The sequence below is a fragment of the Actinoplanes sp. NPDC048791 genome (assembly GCF_040650095.1).
In the GTDB taxonomy this organism is placed as follows: domain Bacteria; phylum Actinomycetota; class Actinomycetes; order Mycobacteriales; family Micromonosporaceae; genus Actinoplanes.
The window spans coordinates 1-1,574 of record NZ_JBEZGQ010001482.1 but is presented as its reverse complement, the minus strand read 5'-3'; the positions used below and the strand labels follow the sequence as shown (position 1 = coordinate 1,574).

Below are 1,574 nucleotides of genomic sequence, written 5' to 3'. Positions count from 1 at the left end.
CGCCGGGCGTGCCGCCCCGCGACGACGGGAGTGGCCGGGGCGAGGTCCGCCACCAGGGCGGCGAGGGCGGTCGTGATCGGGACCGAGGCGACCAGGCCGATCGTGCCGACCGCGCTGCGCAGGATCTCCTGGGCCAGGTACTCGCTGGTCAACAGGTCGGTGACGGGTTCGCTGGACGCCGTGATCAGCAACAGCAGGGGCAGTGAGGCCCCCGCGTACGCGAGCACGATCGTGTTGACCGCCGACGCCACGTGCGCGCGGCCGACCCGGATCGCCGCGCGGTACAGCTCCCAGCGGCTCGTCGCGCCGGGGCTCATCTCCGCCACCGTCACCGCCTGGGTGACCGTCACGTCGTCCAGCACGCCGAGGGCGCCGATCACGATGCCGGCCAGCAGCAACCCGCGCAGGTCCAGGCTGGTCCGGGTGACGGCCAGGGCCGCGCTGTCGTCGCTGCCCAGCCCGCTCAACTGCATCAGCGAGGTGAACACCGCACCGAGCACGCCGGTGAGCACCAGGCTGGCCAGCGTACCGGCCACCGCCACCGAGGTGTGCACGTTGACGCCGTGGGTCAGATACAGCGCCGCGAACATGATCGCCGAGGCGCCCACCACGGCGATGAGCAGCGGCGGCGAGCCGTCCAGGATGGCCGGGATCACGAACAGCAACAGCAGCGCGAAGCTCACCGCCAGGCCGGCCAGCGACGTCAGCCCCCGCCGCCGCCCGAACGCCAGGATCACCGCCACGGCCACCGCGACCAGCCAGATCATCGGGGTCGAGCGCTGCCGGTCCACCACCGAGTACGCCGGCCCGCCGGGAACCGCGTCGGGGAAGTAGAGCAGGACCACGCCGTCGCCGACGTGCAGAGCGCGCGTGCCGGGGCCCTGCGGGAGGTCCACCGCCTGATCTGTCCCGGAGCCGGGGCCCTCGGTGACGCGGACCGTGGCGGAGCCACAGCGCTGCTGCTGCGCGCCTGCCGGGCACGCCTGCTCGGCCACGGCGGTGACCGTGCCCAGGGCCCGCTCGCCGCCGCCCGCGGCAGCCTCGGTGCGCACGTCGCCGGGCCACAGCAGGATCAGCGCGACCAGAGTGGCCAGCGCGGCCGGCACCAGCACCGCGGTGACGATCCGCCGGGTTCGCCGGGACGCGGCCGGCGGAGGGCCGTGGCTGTGATCGTGACTCATCGCGACGACCCGGAAGGCGGCGGCAGCGGCTTGTCGTCATTCCACGTCTCGCGTAGTTCGCGTTTCGTCTCCTGCCACCAGCGGGCGAGCTCGCCGCCCCAGTCACGGAAGTCCCGGCCCAGGGCCTTCAGCGCATGCAGGAAACCCGGATCCTCCAGCCGGGCACCGAGCAGCTCGGCCAGGCCCAGGCCCCACAGCACCGGCACCGCCGCGAGGGCGAGCACGGCCGTCCACCAGCGGCCCGTCACGGCGTACGCGAGCAGGAGCGCGACCATGACGCCCACCGTCACCATCGCGGCCCCGTGCCGAAGTCGTCGATGGCGATGCGGATGCCGCGCTCGGCCAGGCTGGCCAGCGCCTGCAACGGGCCGTTGGTGTCCATGATCGCGCTCT

Annotated in this window: 2 protein-coding genes; both read right to left on the bottom strand. The window is 73.9% G+C overall.

Annotated features, from left to right (window positions below; translation table 11 throughout):
* A partial coding sequence (locus AB0C29_RS47660) for a YibE/F family protein (RefSeq protein WP_360834896.1) occupies positions 1-1,181 on the bottom strand: 1,181 nt, incomplete at its 3' end.
* Positions 1,178-1,456, bottom strand: a complete 279-nt coding sequence (locus AB0C29_RS47655; protein ID WP_360834894.1) for a hypothetical protein — start codon at positions 1,454-1,456, stop codon at positions 1,178-1,180. The genes AB0C29_RS47655 and AB0C29_RS47660, both read right to left, overlap by 4 nt.
* Positions 1,457-1,574 lie beyond the last annotated feature (118 nt).